This window comes from Afipia sp. P52-10, assembly GCF_000516555.1.
Lineage (GTDB): Bacteria > Pseudomonadota > Alphaproteobacteria > Rhizobiales > Xanthobacteraceae > P52-10.
This window is the reverse complement of the sequence record NZ_AZSJ01000003.1, coordinates 215961-236098: the sequence shown is the minus strand read 5'-3', so window position 1 is coordinate 236098 and position 20138 is coordinate 215961. Positions and strand designations below refer to the sequence as shown.

15 protein-coding genes are annotated in these 20138 nt (G+C 63.3%); 7 read left to right on the top strand and 8 right to left on the bottom strand.

The features are described 5' to 3' along the window. Positions 1 to 98 precede the first annotated feature (98 nt). The 4 genes from X566_RS02555 to X566_RS02540 all read left to right on the top strand — a co-directional run bounded on the left by X566_RS02555 (position 99) and on the right by X566_RS02540 (position 5630). The gene (locus X566_RS02555) at positions 99 to 1025 is read left to right on the top strand and encodes an ABC transporter ATP-binding protein (protein ID WP_034463203.1); all 927 of its coding nucleotides are present in this window, start codon (positions 99 to 101) and stop codon (positions 1023 to 1025) included. Beyond that, positions 1022 to 1783, top strand: coding sequence for an ABC transporter permease (locus X566_RS02550; protein WP_034463201.1), 762 nt, complete (start codon positions 1022 to 1024; stop codon positions 1781 to 1783). Before X566_RS02555 ends, X566_RS02550 begins: the two co-directional genes overlap by 4 nt. Before the next feature lie 295 nt (positions 1784 to 2078). Next, positions 2079 to 4412, top strand: a complete 2334-nt coding sequence (locus X566_RS02545; RefSeq protein ID WP_081740019.1) for a molybdopterin guanine dinucleotide-containing S/N-oxide reductase — start codon at positions 2079 to 2081, stop codon at positions 4410 to 4412. Positions 4413 to 4859: 447 nt separating this feature from the next. Beyond that, complete coding sequence (locus X566_RS02540) at positions 4860 to 5630, top strand: DUF169 domain-containing protein (RefSeq protein WP_034463199.1); 771 nt, start codon at positions 4860 to 4862, stop codon at positions 5628 to 5630. A gap of 214 nt (positions 5631 to 5844) precedes the next feature. Here the strand turns inward: X566_RS02540 and X566_RS02535 are convergent, their stop codons facing one another. Continuing rightward, a complete protein-coding gene (locus X566_RS02535; RefSeq protein ID WP_152539886.1) occupies positions 5845 to 7212 on the bottom strand; it encodes an aspartate aminotransferase family protein in 1368 nt (455 codons plus the stop codon). Between the two features lie 167 nt (positions 7213 to 7379). Between X566_RS02535 and X566_RS02530 the strand changes: the two genes are divergently transcribed. Beyond that, entirely contained in the window at positions 7380 to 7991 is a 612-nt protein-coding gene (locus tag X566_RS02530; RefSeq protein WP_034463194.1) for a DUF2147 domain-containing protein, read from the top strand. Here X566_RS02530 and X566_RS02525 read toward each other — a convergent pair. Next, positions 7959 to 10571, bottom strand: a complete 2613-nt coding sequence (locus tag X566_RS02525; protein ID WP_034463192.1) for an MMPL family transporter — start codon at positions 10569 to 10571, stop codon at positions 7959 to 7961. The two genes, X566_RS02530 and X566_RS02525, sit on opposite strands and share 33 nt — an antisense overlap. Before the next feature lie 1046 nt (positions 10572 to 11617). On the opposite strand from X566_RS02525, the gene hpnH reads away from it, so the two are divergent. Next, positions 11618 to 12769 carry an adenosyl-hopene transferase HpnH gene (gene hpnH / locus X566_RS02520; protein ID WP_034463190.1) on the top strand — a complete coding sequence of 384 codons (1152 nt, stop codon included), beginning with the start codon at positions 11618 to 11620 and terminating at the stop codon, positions 12767 to 12769. Here the strand turns inward: hpnH and X566_RS02515 are convergent. The 5 genes from X566_RS02515 to hpnC form a co-directional block, all read right to left on the bottom strand. Continuing rightward, entirely contained in the window at positions 12707 to 13435 is a 729-nt protein-coding gene (locus X566_RS02515; RefSeq protein WP_034463189.1) for a phosphorylase, read from the bottom strand. The genes hpnH and X566_RS02515 overlap by 63 nt on opposite strands. Next, positions 13435 to 15393 carry a squalene--hopene cyclase gene (shc, locus tag X566_RS02510; RefSeq protein WP_034463188.1) on the bottom strand — a complete coding sequence of 653 codons (1959 nt, stop codon included), beginning with the start codon at positions 15391 to 15393 and terminating at the stop codon, positions 13435 to 13437. Before shc ends, X566_RS02515 begins: the two co-directional genes overlap by 1 nt. An 84-nt stretch (positions 15394 to 15477) precedes the next feature. Further along, entirely contained in the window at positions 15478 to 16722 is a 1245-nt protein-coding gene (hpnE, locus tag X566_RS02505; RefSeq protein WP_034463187.1) for a hydroxysqualene dehydroxylase HpnE, read from the bottom strand. Beyond that, positions 16722 to 17576, bottom strand: a complete 855-nt coding sequence (hpnD, locus tag X566_RS02500; protein ID WP_034463186.1) for a presqualene diphosphate synthase HpnD — start codon at positions 17574 to 17576, stop codon at positions 16722 to 16724. Before hpnD ends, hpnE begins: the two co-directional genes overlap by 1 nt. A gap of 5 nt (positions 17577 to 17581) precedes the next feature. Further along, positions 17582 to 18460: a squalene synthase HpnC gene (hpnC, locus tag X566_RS02495; RefSeq protein WP_034463185.1), complete on the bottom strand. Its 879-nt coding sequence runs from the start codon at positions 18458 to 18460 to the stop codon at positions 17582 to 17584. A gap of 187 nt (positions 18461 to 18647) precedes the next feature. Between hpnC and X566_RS02490 the strand changes: the two genes are divergently transcribed. After that, on the top strand, positions 18648 to 18899 hold the full coding sequence (locus X566_RS02490) for a hypothetical protein (RefSeq protein ID WP_244434653.1): 252 nt from the start codon (positions 18648 to 18650) through the stop codon (positions 18897 to 18899). 249 nt (positions 18900 to 19148) lie between these two features. On the opposite strand, the gene X566_RS02485 is transcribed toward X566_RS02490, so the two are convergent. Next, positions 19149 to 19829, bottom strand: coding sequence for a ParA family protein (locus X566_RS02485; protein ID WP_034463184.1), 681 nt, complete (start codon positions 19827 to 19829; stop codon positions 19149 to 19151). Between the last annotated feature and the right edge of the window lie 309 nt (positions 19830 to 20138).

Sequence of the window (20138 nt, the reverse complement as noted above, 5' to 3'; positions counted from 1 at the left end):
ACATGGCTTAAATGTCTCTCGCCCTGCCGGGCGGGCCTTCTCACCTTTGGGCTCTGGCTTCCCCCAGCCGGACTCTGACGAACCAGCGCTGACTTCCCATGCAATCGATCATTTCGGTCTCGGGTCTGTCGAAGACCTATGGTTCAGGCTTTCAAGCGCTGAAGACCATCAACCTCGACATCCATCGCGGCGAGATTTTCGCGCTGCTCGGGCCGAATGGCGCCGGCAAGACGACGCTGATCGGCATCGTCTGCGGCATCGTCAATCCGAGTGGCGGCGTGGTCACCGTCGGCGGTCACGATATCATCGCCGATTATCGGGCGGCGCGTTCGCTGATCGGCCTGGTGCCGCAGGAACTCGCAACCGATTCGTTCGAGACGGTGTGGGCGACGGTCAGCTTCAGCCGCGGCCTGTTCGGCAAGCCGGCCAATCCTGCCCACATCGAGAAGGTGCTGAAGGACCTGTCGCTCTGGGACAAGAAAGACAACAAGATCATCACCCTGTCCGGCGGTATGAAGCGGCGTGTGATGATCGCCAAGGCGCTTGCGCATGAGCCGAGCGTCCTGTTTCTCGATGAGCCGACCGCCGGTGTTGACGTCGAATTGCGCAAGGACATGTGGGAAATGGTGCGTGCGCTGCGCGCCTCCGGCGTCACTATCGTCCTGACCACGCATTACATCGAGGAAGCCGAGGAGATGGCCGACCGGATCGGCGTCATCAACAAGGGTGAAATCGTACTGGTCGAGGAGAAGAGCGAGCTGATGCGCAAGCTCGGCAAGAAGCAGCTGACGCTGCACCTGCAGAAGCGGTTGGATGCGGTGCCGACGGCGCTCGCAGGGCATGATCTGACGCTCGCCGATCAGGGCAACGAGCTGGTCTACACCTACGACACCCAGGGCGAGCGCACCGGCATCACCGCGTTGCTGGATGACCTCAGCGCCGCGGGCATAGGCTTCAAGGATCTGCATACGACGCAGAGTTCGCTCGAGGATATCTTCGTTGATCTAGTGAGGCAGCGGGCATGAACTGGCGGGCGGCTCTCGCAATCTACAAGTTCGAGATGGCGCGCACCGGGCGTACGCTGCTGCAAAGCATCGTCTCGCCGGTGATCTCGACCTCGCTCTATTTCGTGGTGTTTGGCGCTGCGATCGGCTCGCGCATCACCGAGATCGAGGGCGTTGCCTATGGCTCGTTCATCGTGCCCGGTCTGATCATGCTGACGCTGCTGACGCAAAGCGTGTCGAATGCTTCGTTCGGAATCTATTTCCCGAAATTCGTCGGCACCATCTACGAAATCCTGTCGGCGCCGATTTCGCCGATCGAGATCGTGGTCGGCTATGTCGGCGCCGCCGCCAGCAAGTCGATCATTCTGGGGTTGATCATCCTGGCCACCGCGGGTTTCTTCGTGCCGTTGCAGATCGCTCATCCGCTCTGGATGATCGCGTTTCTGGTGCTGACGGCCGTCACGTTCAGCATGCTCGGTTTCATCATCGGCATCTGGGCGGATGGCTTCGAGCAGCTGCAGTTCATCCCGCTGCTGATCATCACGCCGCTGACCTTTCTCGGCGGCACGTTCTACTCGATCAATGTGCTGCCGCCGTTGTGGCAGACGGTGGCGCTGTTCAATCCGATCGTCTATCTCGTCTCCGGTTTCCGCTGGAGCTTCTACAACATCGCCGACGTCGGCGTCGGCGTCAGCCTGGGGATGACGCTGGTGTTCCTGTGTCTGTGCCTTGGCATCGTGTGGTGGATCTTCAGCACGGGCTATCGGCTGAAGCGCTGAGGCCGATTAAGACCATGATCTTCGATCTGGACCCTCATGGTGATGAGGTCTGCGAGACCGTCTCGAACTATGAGGCCAAGCCGGTGCCAACAGTCATCCTTCCGAGACGCGCGGTTCGCGCTGCTCAGCATCAGGCAGAGACGTAAAACGGTTTCTCGCGCCTCTGCATAATTGCCCTGCAACGCCCATGTTCCCGATGACAGAGGCGGCGTTAACCCGTAAGTTTCGCTGCGTTTTCGGGTGTGCCCGGCTGGCCGGGCCGTATCCCAATAGCTAACCGATGCGGGTGGAATGGATGACGGACGTTGCGGACGAGGTTCTTGGTGGCACCCATAGCTCCCATTGGGGCGCCTTCAGCGGCAAGTGGGAGGGCGATACCCTGGTCGTCACCCCGCATCCGAGCGACCCCGATCCCAATCCGATCATCCAGAATTTTCCGTCCGCGCTGCGGCACAAGGTGCGAATCGACCGGCCCTACGTCCGGCGCGGTTGGCTGGAGCGAGGCCCCGGCAAGGACGACCGTCGCGGCCGCGATGAATTCGTGCCGATGGAATGGGGCGAGGTGCTCGATCTGCTGGCCAAGGAACTCGGCCGCGTGCGCGATACGCACGGCGTCGGCGCCATTTTCGGCGGCTCCTACGGGTGGTCCAGCGCTGGCCGCTTCCACCACGCCCAAAGCCAGATTCACCGTTTCCTGAACACCGCGCTCGGCGGTTACGTCCGCTCGGTCAACAGCTACAGCGCCGGCGCCTCAAACGTGATTCTGCCGCATGTGCTCGGCGGCTACGATGACGTCACCCGCCGGAACGTCGCCTGGAGCGACATCGTCAAGTACACCGACATCGTGCTCGCTTTTGGCGGCATGGCGTCGAAGAACTCCCGCGTGGCCTCCGGCGGAATAACCCAGCATACCGAACGGGTGGACATGGCCAAGGCGCGGGCGCGCGGCACGGAATTCATCGTCGTCAGCCCGCAGCGCTCCGATCTGCCGGCGGATGCGCAGGCCGAGTGGCTGGCGCCGATTCCGGGGACCGACACGGCGTTGATGCTGGGCATGGCCTACACGCTGGTTGCCGAAGGCCTGCACGACCGCGCTTTTCTCGACAGCCATTGCGTCGGCTGGGACGTGTTCGAGGCCTACCTGATGGGCCGCAGCGACGGCGTGCCGAAGACGCCTGCCTGGGCAGCATCGATCTGTGACATTCCCGCGGCCAAGATCGAGACGCTGACGCGCCGCCTGGTCAACAAGCGCGTGCTGATCGTCGCCTCGCATTCGATGCAGCGCTCGGAGCACGGTGAGCAGCCGGTGTGGATGTGCGCGGTGCTGGCGGCAATGCTGGGGCAGATTGGCCTGCCGGGCGGCGGCTACAACTATGCGCTCGGTGCCGTGGCGAATTACGGCAAGAAGTCGAACGCGGTGCCGGTCGCCGCCTTGCCGCAGGGCCGCAATGGCGTCAGCGACTTCATTCCGGTCGCGCGCATCTCCGACATGTTGCTGAACCCCGGTCAGCCTTTCGACTACAATGGCCAGAAACTCACCTATCCGGACATTCGCCTGGTGTATTGGGCCGGCGGCAATCCGTTCCACCACCATCAGGATCTGAACCGCCTGCGCCGCGCCTTCTTCGGGCTTGAGACGCTGGTGGTGCATGAGATCGCCTGGACCGCGACCGCGCGTCATGCCGATATCGTGCTGCCGTGCACGATGACGCTGGAGCGCGAGGATATCGGCGCGACGCCGACCGACCAATTGATGATCGCGATGCAGCGGCTGGCAAAGCCGTTTGCGCACGCGCGCGACGACTACGACATCTTCACCGATCTTGCCGAACGGCTCGGCAAGCGGGAGGCGTTCACCGAAGGCCGCACGACCAAGGACTGGCTGCGACACATCTATGCGACCACGCAGAAGGCGCTCGCGGCCAAGAACCTGCCGGCACCGGATTTCGACAGCTTCTGGCGCGACGGTGAGCTTGAACTGCCCGCGGCGCCTGAGGATGGTGGCATCCTGCGCGCGTTCCGTGATGATCCGGAAGGAAAGCCGCTGCCGACGCCGAGCGGCAAGATCGAGATCTTTTCGAAGACGATCGCGAGCTTCGGCTACGCTGACTGCCCTGGCCATCCGACCTGGCTGCCGCCGACCGATGTGCCGGACGCGGAAGCGCCGTTGCATCTCGTGGCCAATCAGCCCGCATCGCGGCTGCACAGCCAGTTCGACTTCGGCGGTCACAGCGATGCGGAGAAGCGGCGCGGCCGCGAGGTGATGAGCATCCATCCCGATGACGCCAAGGCGCGCAGCATCAAGGATGGCGACATCGTCAAGCTGTTCAACGCGCGCGGCGCCTGCCTCGCCACCGCGCATGTGACGGACGATATCCGTCCTGGTGTCGTGCGGTTGCCGACTGGAGCATGGTACGATCCAGAAGACGCGAACGAGGACAATCCGCTGTGCGTGCATGGCAATCCGAACGTGCTGACGCGCGACATCGGCACCTCGTCGCTGGCGCAGGGCTGCTGTGGTCAGCTCACCACCGTTCAGGTCGAGCGCTTCACCGGCAACCTGCCGCCGATCAAGACGTTTGATCCACCGGCAACGAGCAGCTTGCGCGTCGTTGCATCGCGCGGATGATCGTAAACGGTCTCTTGTCGCGATCGTAGACGGGCGCTGCGGCGTGGGCGGCGCTCATTTTTGGCAAGGTCGCGACCGGCCTCACGGTCAGTTGATCGACGTTCTGATCGTATTTCTACGGATATGAGGATAGGCCCGAGTTTAGTTAATCGGATTCAGAATTGATTCAAAAGTGGCCCGTAAATCCTCGCAAATGATCAGACGAATTCGAGATTTCTTGGCAATGAAACGGATGTCTGCGTTCGACGTCCTCTTGATCGTTGCCGCTGTCGTGGTCGCGCTGGCATCGATCATCAGCGGATATTCCCAGCTTTCCGGCGGCTGAAAGGCCTTTTCCCGCCGTTCCTGCATATTTTCACGAGAATGCAGCCGCCGCGTTAGGCTTAACGCGATAGCGCCGTGTGGTCGATTGCGCTAGGTTCCACGAACAACAACGAGGAAACTTCCATGACCTATGACTGGCCAGCGCTGGTTGACGAATTGTCGTCGCTGCTCAAGCTTCGCACCATTCCCTTCGGCATGAAGATGTTTGAGCGCCGCGAGGATATGGAAGCGATCCCGAAGATTCGCCGGCCGCAATCGATTCACACCCTCGACCAGATCGTCGGTCAGGCCTCACGGCTCGGCTGGACGGTGGGCATCACGTCGGACGATCTCGTCGGTGCGCAATGCCGCGCGGTGGTTGGTCTCGGCAACGCGAAGACCGAGGCCTGGCAATCCGGCCAGCACATGAAGGGCGTATGGTTTTCCACGCTCGAGGACGCGACCGCGCACCAGTCGGCGATGCATTGCGTGCCGGACGGCAAATACGATGCGCTCGCGGTGGCGCCGCTGTCGAAGGCGCAGCTCGATCCGCCGGACATCGCGCTGTTCTATGCCACGCCGGGAGCCATGATCTATTTCATCAATGGCCTGCAGTGGGCGGGCTACAAGCGATTCGATTGGAGCGTGGTCGGTGAATCGGCGTGTGCCGATTCATGGGGACGGGCGCTGACGCTGCGGCAACCGAGCCTGTCGATTCCCTGCTTCGCCGAGCGCCGCTATGGCGGGGTGCTGGACGAGGAGATGCTGATGGCAACGCCGCCGGAATACCTCGTCAGCGCGATCACTGGCATGAAGGCGCTGTCGAAGAACGGCTTCCGCTACCCGTTCCCGCAATATGGCGTGCAGCAGGACGTGCGTGCCGGCATGGCGGTGAGCTATCCGGGGCGGAAGTAAGTCTCTCCGCGCGTGCGGGTCTCCGCAAGAGTGGGGACCTCGTCATCCAAGCCGTGGGAGATTGAGCCGGGGAGACACGGCGGGCGCCGTACTCCACTGGAGCTTGTCGCCGGTCTCGCCGAAAGCGAGACCGCACATAGCGAGATCCTATAACGGGACGGTGTGGGACGGCGGCGCTGACCGCCGCCGCTTGCTTCACGGTGCTTGCTTGCCGTTATGCCGATTCGCGTACGCGAATGGCGTTACTCACCAGCGTCTTACCGAGTGACCAGGCCGCGCCCGGTACGCGGTGCGCGCTTTCGATCACCGCATCGAACGAACGCTCGATCCAGGCGCAATCGTCTTCAGTGATCGTCAGCGGCGGCAGGATCTTGATGGTGTGGCTGGCGTGGCCGGAGACCTGCGTCAGCACCTGGTGATCCTTGAACAGCGGAATGGTGATGAGCTGGCAGAACAGGCCGGCACTGGCGGTCTCCAGCATGTTCCACGAGGCGCGCAGTGCAAAGGATTTCGGCGGCCCGAACTCGATGCCGATCATCAACCCCTTGCCGCGCGACGTCTTCACCAGTTCGTAACGCTCGACCATGCTGGCGAACGCGCGCTGGATGCGCTCGCCGCGCACGGCTGCGTTCTCGATCAGCTTCTCCTGTTTGATCACATCGAGCGTAGCGATGCCTGCGGCCATCGCCAAGTCGTTCTTGGAGAAGGTGGAGCCGTGCACCACGGCACGATCCATTCGATCGAAAATCTTGTCGAAGATCGCCTTGCGGGTCAAAAGCGCGCCGACCGGCACATGGCCGCCGGACAGCGATTTCGACAGCAGCACCATGTCGGGCTCGACGTTCCAGTGTTCGACCGCGAGGAATTTGCCGGTGCGCCCGAGCCCGGTCTGAATCTCGTCGGCGACGAACAGCGTGCCGTATCGGCGGCATAAAGCCGCAGCTTCCGGCAGGAAGTGATCGTCGGGGATATTCACGCCCTTGCCCTGGATCGGCTCGAAGATGAAGGCTGCGATCTGCTTGCTCGCGAGCGCCTTCTCCAGGGCGGCCAGATCGTTGAACGGCACCACGGTACAGCCCGGCAGCAGCGGCTCGAAGCCGGTGCGGAAGTTCTTGTCGTCGGTCAGCGACAGCGAGCCATAGGAGAGGCCGTGATAGGCGTGGCCCATGTAGAGAATGCCGGGACGGCCCGTCGCGCCGCGGGCAAACTTGATCGCGGCCTCGACGCATTCGGTTCCCGAGTTGGCGAAGAACGCCTTGTCGAGGTAGGGCGTATAGGCCAGCAGCCGTTCGGCCAGAATGCCGGCCAGCGTCGACACGTCCATCTGCACGAGGTTCGGCAGGTCACTGTCGAGAATGCTCTTCAGCGTGTCCCGCAGCACCGGGTGGTTGCGGCCGATGGCGAAGACGCCGAACCCGCTCAGCAGGTCGAGGTAGCGCCGCTCCTTGCGGTCATAGAGGTATTGCCCCTGGCCGCGTTTGAAACCAACGTCGAATCCGATCGTTTTCAGAACGCGGACCAACTGCTCGTTCAAATGACGCGCGTGTAGTGCTCCGCGTTCGGTCTCCCGCTCCTCGATCATCCGGGGCAGGTCCGGCTGTCCACCCGTCATTGCTCACACTTTTGCTTTGTTGTGGTCCCACAAGGTGTAATTAGCATCTAGTCAGATAATGTCGAAAGCAGGTATCTTTCCAGCGCTTTCGAACGATTATTGAGAAATCGGCTCAAGTAAATAGGGCACTTGCGATCATGCGCACGTTGGTCTTGTCAGGTACGATTTTGCTTGCCGCCACCGCCACAGCTGTCGCCGCCGATCCGGTCGGTGAATGGCTTGTGAAGGATGGCAGCGCGAGAATCAAGATCGTGAGCTGTCCGCCTGCCCTCTGGGGCATCATTTCGGCGGAAAAAAGTCCGGGTCGTGACGTCAACAATCGCGACCCGTCCATGAAGGGACGTCCGATGCTCGGGATTCCGATCCTGATCAACATGCGTCAGACGGAACCGAATCTCTGGACCGGGAAGATCTACGACCCGCAGGGAACGGCGCTGATATCCGGCGGCGGCATCTATGATGCGAAGATGAGCCTCAACAAGCGGGACATGCTCGAGGTGCGCGGCTGCTTCAGCGGCGTGATCTGCGACGGCGAGGACTGGAAGCGGATCACCGACCCGAACACGCCGCCGCTGCCGCCGGCCGCGAGTGCTGCTCCTGCTGCCGGTCAGGCGAAGGGCGGCACGCCGCCCAGCCAGCAGACCAAGGGTGTTGCGATGTCGAAGAGCGCGCCGGGTGCCGGCGCTGCTGCTGCGGCGCCGCTCGATCCGGTCTGCTCAAATATCTCCAGCCTCGTCCCCCGGCACTGACGGCTCACGCGGCTTGCCCATCAGGGCAGGCTGGAACAGCACGGCGGCGCAGAGCGTCGTCAGCAGCGAGAGCGCCAGCAGCTTGCCCATGCTGGCGGTTCCTGGATGGCTCGAGAACCACAGGCTGCCGAATGCGGTCGCCGTCGTCAGGGCGCTGTAGAAGATCGCCCGCGTCAGGCTCGACTGCAGCAGGTTGGAGCTGCCCGCACGCCATGCCACCACGTAGTAGATTTTGAACGCGACGCCGACGCCGAGCAGCAGCGGCAGCGCGACGATGTTGGCGAAGTTCATCGGGATGCCGATCAGCACGCAGATTTCCAGCGTGAGCGCGCCGGCGAGAATCAGCGGCACCAGCGTCAGCAGCACGTCGCCGACCCGGCGTAGCACGACCCACAGCAGGATCGAAATCGAAACCAGCGCCCATAGCCCGGCGTGGATGAATGCCATCGAGATCGTGTTGCCGGCTTCCAGGATCGAGATGGGGCCGCCGATCGCGGTCGGCTCCACGGCCAGCACGGCGGAGGCGAATTTGCGCAGCGTTTCGTTGTCGTTCGGATCACCCTTCGGTGACGCCTGAACGCGAATACGGCCATCCTCCGTCATCCAGTCGGACACCAGATCCTTCGGCAGATTGTCGAACGTCACCGGCTTGGCCTGCAACGAATTGGACACTTCGTCGAGCACGACGCGGAGCGGCGTGACGAACACCGACTGCGTCTCCTCGCGCTGGGCCTCGCTGCTTTGGGCGAGCTTCTCGAGGTTGCCTGCCAGCCGCTTCAGCGCGTCGGCGCCCTGACCGCTCTTGCCAGTCGCCGCCTGATTGAGGCTCTTGGCCGCGTCGTTCAGGGCCTCGATGTTTTCGGCGTCGGTCGGTCGGTCGAGCTTGGCTTCCTTGAACGTCGGCTCGAGCACCGTGGCCGCCTGCTTGATGGCGGCGAGCTTCGTCGGCTGATCCTGCGGCACGAAGAAATCGAGCGACATCACGCGATCGACTTCGGGCACCTTGCGGAGCCGGTCCTCGGCTTGCGCCGCGGCCTGTCGCGACGGTGTGATCACATCGATCGCGCTGGTGTCGGTCTGCGGATCGCGGCGGATGTCGAGATAGGTAGCAACCGATTCGACCTTCGCGCTGCGCAGGTTCATCGGGTTGAAGTCGAACTGCAGGAAGTAGAGCAGGGGCAGGCCGACGATCGCGGTGCCAAGCGTGAGCGCGACGATGGCGATGCGATGCCGCTCCATGAAGGCATCGACCGGGGCCATGATCGCATAGCCGAGTTCGGCCTTCTCGCCTGGCGGGTTGAACAGCGCGAGCAACGCGGGCAGCACGGTGATGCTGCCGATGAAGGCGATCAGCATGCCGGCGCCGGCGATCTTGCCAAGTTCGGATACACCTTGATAGGCGGTCGGCAGGAACGACAGAAAGCCGAGCGAGGTTGCCACCGCTGCCAGCGACAGCGGCACTGCGCTGTTTTCCGCGGCCTTCGCCAACGCCTTGTAGAGGTCGTCGATCTCGTAGCGTTCGGTCCGATAGCGAATGCTGAACTGGATGCCGAAGTCGACGCCCAGTCCGACAAACAGCACTGCGAAGGCCACCGAGATCGGGTTGAACGAGCCGACAAGCCATAGGCCGACGGCCGTCGTGATCGCCAAGCCGATCGTCAGCGCGATGGCAACGGCAGCGATGATCTTCGGCGAGTGCAGTGCGAGCCACAGGATGAACAGCACGATGATGCAGGTGATGATCGAGTTCATCACGATGCCTTCCTGCGTGCTGCCGAATTCGTCGTTGGCGATCGCCACAGGTCCGGTCAGGCGAACGCGGGCCTGGTACTTCTCGGCGAGCTTGAGGTCGGCGACCTCGGCGCGGATCGTATTCTCGGCGGCGCGGCCGGGTTCGAGTGCCTGGAAGTCGAGCACCGGGCGGATTTGCAGGAAGGCGCGGGTGTCGGAGACCGGCAGCGGTCCGCCGTTCATCAGGGCGCGCCAGGAGAAGGTCGCGGTGCCTTCCTTCAGCACCTTTTCGATCGCCTCGGAGAACGCGTTGAGCGGCTTGGTGAGGTCGTCGATCTTGAGCTCACCGCGTCGGAGGCCGGCGAGCACGGTGGTCAGGGCTTCGGTCAGGCCACGCAGGCTGGGATCGGTGGCAAGGCTGCCGATCAGCGGTTCGGACTGGGCGAGCTGACCCGTGAGCTGCTTGACCTCCTCGGTAGGCAGGAACAGCAGGCCGTTCTGTTGGAAGAACGGACTGCCGGCGACGTTGCGGACCGATTTGAACTCGGCCTCGCGGCCGGTGAGTCGTTGTTCGAGTTCGGTGACCGCAAGTTTGGTCAGTTCGGGAGTCGGTGCCTCGACGACGGCGACGATCGAATCCTGGGTACCGGGGAAGGCTTTCTCGAACGCGATCTCGCGCTTGCGCCAATCGAGATCAGGAGAGATCAGCTTGGAGATGTCGGTGTTGATCGCGAAGTTTTCCGACGTGTACCAGACCGAAAGGGCGGTCAGCGCCAGCGAAAGCAGGACGACTGTCTTCGCAAACCGCGTACATGTCGTAACCGTCTGAACAACAAAGTTTTTTAGCACGTCTTCTACCTTGCTCCGGTCCTCGGCGGAACGGATGATGGCGCGTTTGATATCGAGCTCGGATCACACTGCTGGTTTCAAAGAGCCTTGGAGTCGTGAGCGTCCCAAGGAGTCGTGAGCGTCCCAAGGGTCTGGCATAAAACTCGCCCGTACCGGTCCGGTGCCGTAGTTGCTTGCGATTGTGTGCAAAATCAAGTTCCCGAGGTTCACAGTGGCGTGGATCGCAACCGATCTTGCAACGACGATGCTTTCCCAGCCGACGCCGGTTTTTATGAGGTACTCGGCCGCAAATTGTGACCGAATTGCGGTTGGGGGCATCAGAGGCGGCCGACGTTCGCTGCCGGGGCAGCCGCTGTCTATCGTGGGCGGCATGTGACTTCCAGACGCTTGCCGGGTTCATAACGTCGCGGTTCGTGATCGACCCCTCAGACCAAGCCATTGCAACTATAAATTGATATGATCTTCTATGTGCAACCAGGTGCTGTATTCCTGAGGGAAAGGCCTATCGCGGGATGATGCCGCCGCGCGTGAGCGAGGACCCTCAGGGAGAGAGGCGTGGCCTATGGATGACACCTTGAAATCATTGCAGCTTTGCAGCGCAAATTTACCAACATTCTAGGCCCGGAACCGACGGATATCTGCTATGCGACACAAAATCGCCAGTCTGCGGTAAGAAACCTCCGCCGCTCGTGGACGTCTTCTTGGTCTTGGAACGCCGCTGTTCCAGACCGGCCGGCTTCGCGAAGAGGTTCAGAGGTCGGTGTCACGAGTGATCTCACCGCAGCTTGGCAGCGAATTGAACCCAAGTGGGGTTGAAGGCGCTAACGTTGCGGGGTTGCCAAGGGCGCATCCGCGTCTGAGGTTCTCGTCGAGAAGTGATCGAGGTTTTGAAACGAATTGGTCCGGTAGACGTCGCGGTCATGCCGGGCCAGCAAGAACATGTTGAGTTTCGGCAGCCCGTCGAACTCACGCGAGCATGATTACCGGTCGTGCTCACAAACAGTTAGGTTCGCCCGTTCAACGGACGTCCGGAAAGATATGCAGTAATGGCCATACCGTTTTTCAAAGAGATCAAGATCGGCGGCTACATGCTCAAGCAGAAGCTGCGGGGCAACAAGCGCTATCCGCTGGTGCTGATGCTTGAGCCCTTGTTCCGCTGTAACCTCGCTTGCGCGGGCTGCGGCAAGATCGATTATCCCGATGCGATCCTGAACCGCCGGATGACGGCGCAGGAGTGCTGGGATGCGGCCGACGAGTGCGGCGCACCGATGGTTGCCATTCCCGGTGGCGAGCCGCTGATCCACAAGGAGATCGGCGAAATCGTGCGCGGCTTGGTGGAGCGCAAGAAGTTCGTCTCGCTCTGCACCAACGCGCTGCTGCTCGAGAAGAAGCTGCACCTGTTCGAGCCGTCGCCATACCTGTTCTTCTCCGTTCACCTGGACGGCCTGAAGGACCATCACGACAAGTCGGTCTGTCAGACTGGCGTGTTCGATCGCGCCGTGTCGGCGATCAAGGCGGCGAAGGCCAAGGGCTTTGCCGTCAACGTCAACGCGACCATCTTCGACAATCATCCGGCCGAGGAGATCGCCAAGTTCCTCGACTTTACGCAGGAACTCGGCGTCGGCGTGTCGATGTCGCCGGGCTACGCCTATGAGCGCGCGCCGGATCAGGAGCACTTCCTCAATCGCCAGAAGACCAAGAAGCTGTTCCGAGACGTGTTCGCGCTCGGCAAGGGCAAGAAGTGGAACTTCATGCACTCCGGCGTGTTCCTGGACTTCCTCGCCGGCAACCAGGAGTTCGAGTGCACGCCGTGGGGCATGCCGGCCCGCAACATCTTCGGCTGGCAGAAGCCGTGCTACCTGCTCGGCGAAGGCTACGCCAAGACCTTCAAGGAGCTGATGGAGACCACCGACTGGGATTCCTACGGCACCGGCAAGTACGAGAAGTGCGCTGACTGTATGGCCCACTGCGGCTACGAGCCGTCGGCAGCCAATGCGGCGTTCGCCAATCCGCTCAAGGCGCTCAAGGTGGCGATGTTCGGCATCAAGACCGAAGGGCCGATGGCGCCGGAAATCGACATGTCGAAGCAGCGCCCGGCTCAGTACATCTTCTCTGAGCAGGTGCAGAAGAAGCTGTCAGAGATTCGCCGGGACGAGGCCGCTGCCGCTCTCCAGAAGAAGGCTTCGACAGCGGCGTAAGCTCGCGATCGCCTGGTTGAAATCCCGGGCGGTTCGCATCAGCTGCGGAAGGACCGAAGGCTTGCGCGCGATGCCGCGCAAGACCTTCCACGTATCGACGTCGCCATTCGGCTTCAGTGCATTCAATGCGAGCTCTGGCAACGCGCGCGAAGCGGGATCGCTGATCACGCGCAGAGCGGCGAACGGCAGGCCGATCGCAGCCGCATAGGCGGCCGCGATATGGCTCTCCATATCGACCGCGGTGGCGCCGGTGCTGTCGCGCAGGGCCGCCTTGTCGTGCGGGTGAAGCACGACATCCTCGGCACCGGCGATGATGCCCTGCGTGATCTTGCGGCCGCCGAGATCGAACTGCGCGACCAGTGTCTCGCTCAGCATCGAGGCGGTAGCCCAGCGCGCGGTGGCTTTTCCTTCGGCGGCAATGGCGATTTCGGTCGCGACCACCACGTCGCCTGAGCGCAGCGCCGGATCGAGGCCGCCGGCAACACCGAACGAGACGATGCCGCGCACGCGTGCGGGATCGAGACGGCCGAGTTGCAGGCGCAACTGCTCTGGATTGCTCGCGGCGCAGATGACCGCCATGCCGGGGCCGGCGGCGATACGCGCCTCGCGCGGCAGTCCGGTCACCACCAGCAGGGAGCGTTCCCCCGCGGTCTCAGCCCCCGTCATCACATTCCCACTCCGACCGTACGACTGTTGGTGCTTTGCAGGTTTCGGTAGCGCGCCAACGCCCATAGCGGGAAGAACTTACGATAGCCGTGGTAGCGCAGATAGAACACCCGCGGGAACCCGGTCGCGGTGTAGCGCGCCTCATCCCATTCCCCGGCGTTATTCTGGGTTTTCATCAGATACGCAACCCCCTTGGCGACGGCGGGGTCGTCCGCCTGGCCTGCTGCCATCAGCGCCAGCAAGCACCATGCCGTCTGCGAGGCGGTGGAGGGGGCCGGCTCGTAGCCCTTGTAGTCGAGCTTGTAGCTCTCGCCATCCTCGCCCCAGCCGCCATCGGGGTTCTGGATCTGCTTCAGCCAGCTGGCGGCCTTGACGATGGCCGGGTCCTTGTGGCTGACGCCGGCCGCGTTCAGCGCGCACAGCACCGACCAGGTTCCATAAATGTAGTTCAGGCCCCAGCGGCCGAACCAGGAGCCCTCGGCGAGCTGGGTCTTGCGCAGATACGCGACCGCCCGTGCCATGGCCGGGCTGGTCTCCACCGTCTTGCCGAGTTGGGCCAGCATCGAGACGCAGCGCGCGGTGACGTCCTCGGTCGGCGGATCGAGCAGCGCGGCGTGGTCGGAGAACGGGATATTGTTGAGGTAGTGTTCGAGGTTGTCGGCGTCGAACGCGGCGAAGCCACCGTCCTTGCTCTGCAGGCCCTCGATCCACTCCACCGCGCGATCGATCGAGCCGTCGAAGCCCTTGTAGCCGTCGGCGCGGCGCGCGCGATCCATCGCCATCACCACGACCGCGGTGTCGTCGAGATCGGGATAATGCGCGTTGGCATATTGGAACGCCCAGCCGCCGGGCCGCACGTCCGGACGCTTCTCCGCCCAGTCGCCCTTCACGTCGAGCACCTGCCGCGGCTTCAGCCAGTCGAGGCCGCGCTGCGCCTTGCGCACCGACTCTTCGTCGCCGGCCTCCATCAGAGCATGACAGGTCAGCGCGGTGTCCCACACCGGCGAGACGCAGGGCTGGCAATAAGCTTCGTCGCCGTTGAACACCAAGAGCTTGTCGATGCCACGGCGCGTCGTCGCGCGCGGCGGATAAGTCTCGTCGTGACCGAGCGCGTCATACATCATCACCGCGTTGACCATCGGCGGAAAGATTGCGCCCATGCCGTCTTCGCCGTTCAGGCGCTCGGCGATGAACGCGAGCGCGCGGTCGATGGCGCGCTGGCGGATCGTCTTCGGGAAGTACGGCTCGACCACCCGCAGCACGGCGTCGATGCCGTTGAACAGCGCGAACCAGGCTTTGCTCTGGTGCGGCGCGCGGGCGGGCGTGCCGATCGTCTTCGGGTCTTCGTGGAACAATTCGTCGATCCGCACGCCTTTCGGATTGCGCGCGAGTGGCTTCAGCGCCGCCAGCACCATCAGCGGCACCATCGTCGTACGGGCCCAGTACGAGACCTTGGTGAGGTGGAACGGAAACCAGCGCGGCAGCAGCATGATCTCGATCGGCAGCACCGGGACGCTCTTCCAGGTGAGCTGGCCGAAGAAGGTCAGCAGGAAGCGGGTGAACACGTTCGACTTGATGGCGCCGCCATTGGCGAGAATGGCCTCGCGCGCGCGCTTCATGTGCGGCGCATCGATGTCGTGGCCGATCATCTTCAGTGCGAAGTAAGCCTTGACGCTGGCGCTCATGTCGAAGGCGCCGTCCTGGAATAGCGGCCAGCCGCCATGCGCGCCCTGGATGCGCATCAGATAGTTGGCGATCTTGCGCTCCAGTTCGGCGTCCACCGGTTCGGCAAGGTAGTGACGGAACAGCACATACTCCGCCGGAATGGTCGCGTCGGCTTCGAGCTCGAACACCCAGTGCCCGTCGCTCTGCTGATGCGCATGCAGTGCGCGTGTCGCGCTGGCAATGCTCGCCTGCAGCGCGGCACGATCAGGGGTGGTTTGCGTGAGCGTGTCCATCGTCGCTTGTATCAGCCTCTCGTCTTGTTACGTCACTTCGTGGTCCTGGTGATTGCGGTTCGCAAGCTGTCCCGCGTGTCAGGATCACGCGTTGATGATGTGCTCGGCGGCCTTGTCGCCGGACTGGATCGAACCCTCGATGGTCGAGGGCAGCCCGGTGTCCGTCCAGTCGCCGGCGAGTACGAGGTTGCGCCATTCTGTGGCGGTGCCGGGGCGCAGCGCATTCTGCTCCGGAGTCGCGGCGAACGTCGCGCGGCGTTCCCGCACGATCTGCCAGCGTGGCAGGTCGCCGGTGACGCCAGTGGTCTTCTTCAGGTCGTCCCAGATGTCCTGGGCGAGCTGTTCGCGCGGCGCGTTCATCAGCCGGTCGGCGGCGCTGATGGTGATCGACAGCCGCTGCTTGAACGGGAACACCCATTCCACCAGACCGTTGACGACGCCGAGGATCGGCGGCGTGTCCTTTGGCGGATCGCAGCGGAAGTGGCCGTTCAGGATCGAGACGAACTGCGTCGGTGCGCTCAGGCTCGGCAGCAGCGTCGTCGCCTGCCGTGCGGGCACCGCGAGCACAACCTTGTCGTTCGCGCCGAGCGTGACCGTTTCGTTGCCGAAGGAGAGCGCGGTGACGCGATCGCCGTTGAGTGTAATGCGGTGCAGCTCGTTATCGAACTGCACGGTGGCGCCGCGCTCGCGCAGCTGCTTCACCGCGGGCTCCACCAGCACGTTGCTCAAGCCCTCGCGGGCGATCAGCGGCCGGCAGGCCTGGCCGCCTGCCAGCAGCGTGCCGCGCATGATGGCAGCGGCAAGCCCGGCGGAGCCGAGCGGCGGATCGATATTGAGGGCCGCGAGCAGAAGCGGCTGCACCAGCCGTTCGTAAAGCGGGCCTTCGCACTTGATCTTGTCGCCGACGAGATCGTTGTTGCCGGCCCACAGCAGCGGCGCCATCGCCATGTAGTCGCCCGGCGTGGTGTCGGGCACGCGCTTGCCGTCCTGGAAGATCCAGAGCGGAATGCGGCCATCGTTCATCTGCAACAGCCAGCGCTTGTTGCTCTTCAAGTCCATGAAGGCGAACTGGGCGTGCTCGGGACCTTCGAGGCCGCCCTCGGCGCCGATCGAACGGGCGTAGTTGAGGACGCTCTGGTTGCCCGACAGCACCAGGTGATTGCCGTTATCGATCACGAGATCGGTGGCCGCGTCATAGAATGAGCGGCAACGGCCGCCGGCTTGCGGCGTTGCCTCATGCACATGCACGCCGAAGCCGGCGTTGGAAAGCCGAACGGCGGCTGCGAGGCCGGACACGCCGGCGCCGATGATGTGGACTGTGGGTTTCATCAGATAAATGCGTAACGTAACAGAATGGCGATGCGGGTGAGCTTGTTGACGCGGACCGGTTCGCGAGGCGAAGCGAATCCGCGGGCAACGAGCAGGTCGAGAATGCTCCCGTAATACTTGCCCATGATGCGTGGCGCCTTCACGGTGCGGCGCGGATTGCGGTCCATGATCGCATGCGCCTGCTTGTAATGTTCGCGGGCGCGGATCACGAGCGACTCGCAGACCTTCGGAATCGATGGGCTTGCCGTCACGACGGCCGGATCGAACGAGGTGATGCCGACGTGGTACAGCGCCTCGCGCGGCAGGTAGAGGCGGCCGATCCCCGCATCCTCGTCGATGTCGCGCAGGATATTGGTCAGCTGCAGCGCCCGGCCGAGGTGATAGGCAAGCGCCACGCCGTCGGTGCGGGGCATACCGAACACGTTGACGGACAGGCGGCCGACGGCGCTGGCGACGCGGTCGCAGTAGAGGTCGAGGGTGGCGAAGTCCGGCGCGCGGATGTCTTCCTTCGCGTCCATCTCCATACCGTCGATGACGGCGAGGAAGTCCTCGCGCTGCAGGTCGAACTGCTTGATCGTCTTCGGGTAGTCGGCGAGGTGCGCAGGCGGCTGGCCGGCGTAGACGGCTTCGATGTCCTTGCGCCACTGCGCGAGCTCGCGCTGGCGCTGCTCGTGCGGCCGGTCGGAGTCGGCGACGTCGTCAACCTGGCGGCAGAAGCTGTAGATCAGGAACATGGCGTCGCGTTGCGCCGCGGGCAGGATGCGCATCGCCGCATAGAACGACGACGGCGAGGCGGAGGCCTGATGGGCCTCGGCCTGGCTCTGAGCCTGATCGGTGTCGTGCAGGGCGGTCATGGCGTTCAGGCGGCTCGCGAGGTCTGACCCGGCGTGGCAGCGCGCCCGGCGCGGCGCAAAAGTCCGCCCGCCAGGCTGGTCACGCTGGCGCCGAGCAGCTCCCACTTGTTCAGATGCACGCGCTCGCGGAGCGGATCGCGCACCTTGAGCATATCGACGATCTTCTGGGCGTAGGTTTGGATCACGCCGATCTCGAGCGCCAGGCGGGTGTTCTGGACCTGCGGCGCCAGCACGAGGCTGTCGTGCAGCAGCCGTTCGGCGCCGAGCGCGAGATCGTGTAGGCATTTGCGCAGCGCGGGGGAGGCCTGGTCTTCTCCAATCGCTTCGACGCTGACGCCGGCGGCATCCATCACATCCTGCGGAAGATAGACGCGGTTGAGGGCGCGATAGTCCTTGCCGCAGTCCTGCAGGTGGTTGTTGATCTGCAGCGCCGCGCACAGCGCGTCGGAGGCGACCCAGGTGGCTTTGCTTTCGCCATGCACGTCGAGCACGAAGCGGCCGACCGGCATCGCCGAGTAATTGCAGTAATGGATCAGCTCGTCCCAATCCTTGTAGCGCAGTTTGGTCACGTCCATGCGGAATGCGGTCAGCACGTCGCACGGATGCTGCGACGACATCCCGCGCTCGGCCAGCGCATGACGCAGCCGCACGGCCTCGGCCTGCCCTTCGCCCGTGCCCTTCAGCTCGGCTTCCAGCCGGTCGAGCTGGGCGAGCTTTTCCGCAGGCGTCAGCGAGGCATGGTCGGCGATGTCGTCGGCGATCCGGACGAACTCGTAGAACGCCAGGATCAGCCCGCGGTGGCGGGCTTCGATGACAAAGGAGGCGACGGGAAAGTTTTCGTCCTTGTGTCCCTTGCCTGATCTGAGTTCGCGCGCGGCCTTCATGAAACGTTGCTGGTCTGACTGAGTTGATGGATTGGACAGCCGGCTGCCCCGAAAGCGCCGGGTTTTAACGGTTTGTCGGCTGAGAAGCGAGTGACGTATGTCACAGTTCGGCCCGGAAATAAACCATGGCTAACGCCGCGCCCAAGGGCCCGGAACCGCTTCGATAGCGCATTTTTGAGGAAAGACGATGACTTTTGCTCGCATATTGCTCGCTTTGTCGTTCATTTCCGCGCTGGCCGTGAGCGCTGGCGGTCCGTCCAACCAAGCTTTCGCGCGCGATCGGGCCAAGGATGAAAGCGCCTGCGGCCGCGACGCGAGCCGCGTCTGCCGTAAAGTCATCAATGATGGCGATATGGCCATTCTTGATTGCCTGAAGCAGAACCGGGCCAAGCTGCGGCCGGTGTGCGTGAAGCATCTGCAGGACAACGGCCAGCTTTAACCGGGCCGCGCGCCGATCAGGAGCGAGGAGATGTGGTCAGGGCGGTGGTGATCAAGGATCGCCCCTGGCGCGGAGGACGGCGGCTTCCGGCAGCCATGCGGCCGAGCGCGAGAGCGACCCAGCCGCAGCGTGAGAACAATCTAATTGGCCAGACATACGAGCCAGATATACGAGAGCGGCCCGCCGGATCGCTCCGACGGGCCGCTTTGTAGACCTCAAGTTGCCCCCAACTTGGGCCCCAAGCCGATGTCAGGCCGCCTGCCTGTGCATGGCGCCATTGGCCGAAGCGGTACCGCGAATGGCCTTCACGGACCGTTCGATTGCGGCCCAGAGCCGGCCGATCTCGCTGGCGGCGCGGCTGTCCGGATCGTACTCGCGGGCGCCTTCGCCATGGCTGAGTGCGAGCACGTAATTGGCGCGGTTGGTGACCTGGCCGCCCCAGACCGGGGCGCGCATCTTGGCGAGGCTTTCGCGGGCGATCGTCACCAGCGGACTCTCGACGTCATCGCGGCGTGCAGGCGCGCCGTTCATCACCACCGCGTAAGGCTTGCGCGCCGAGCGGCAGGTCGAAATGGTTTCCACCACGGCGTCGATATCGAACACGCCAGGCCGCGCCGGGATCACCACCAGCGTCGCGTGGCGGATCGCGTCGTCAACGACGGCGGCGATGGTCGGCGGCGTGTCGATGAACACCCATTCGTAGCCGTCGCGCTTTGCGGCTGCGACGATCTCGCCGACCGAGCGCACAGCGGTCTTGATCGGCGGTTCGCCGGTGCCGCGTAACCGCTGCCAGAGGCTCAGTGAGCCTTGCGGGTCCGCGTCCACAAGCAAACAGGACTTCAGAGTTTTGTGCGCATGTGCAGCAAGATGAGCGGCGAGGGTGCTTTTCCCAGAGCCGCCTTTGCGCGACGCAAAGACGATAACATTCACGGGCGAGCCTCCATTTGTGTGCGGAGGCGACGCTGAATCAAAATATTGATTCGCGAAAGCAAAAATATTCAATCAGGCCGTGCAAGTTACGGGACTCGTTGCAATTCTGCCGCACGCGCGCAGGAGATCGATCGGACCCGTGAGGCGGTTGCGGAGGCGCGATCAAGCGCCGCTTGACGCCCGGCGGTATCGATTTCTACCGTCTTTTGAATCGCTTGCCGCACCTGCACGGTGACTTCCGACAATTCGAGGAATGATGCGAACGAAGCCTTTGCATGGGGCCTGCACACTCGCTGCATCGTCCTGGCG